Source organism: Rhodoferax sp. LB1P47 (assembly GCF_056521445.1).
In genome coordinates this window covers 1-384 of sequence record NZ_JBWMAU010000010.1, presented here as the reverse complement: position 1 = coordinate 384, position 384 = coordinate 1, and positions in this window count along the sequence as shown.

The following is a 384-nucleotide window of genomic DNA, read 5'->3' as shown; positions in this document are numbered from 1 at the left end:
CATCGTCAGGCTATTACAGCAAGAAACGCCCAGTCCAGCGGACTGGGCGTTTTCTTTAGAACTTAGTGATAAGTTCTAAAGAAAACGCAAAACGTTTTTATGTGTGCTAAAAAGCATATGTGCTGCAATTTTTTGCAAAAATTTTTTTCAAAATGGATGAAAGAATTTAGGCCTATCACTAATACCTAGGAGTCTAGCCGGCAGAACATTTTGTGCCGACTCCAATGTAAGCGAATGGCCAAGTCATCTTGCTGTGATCGGAAATCGTTAAGACCATCGTGTCCACTTCAACTCAGGTGGACACATGAACACTCCAAATCCAGAACTTCGAATTCCAGCGGCCGGTCGTCGTCGTGCGCGCTACAGCGATGCATTCAAATCCCA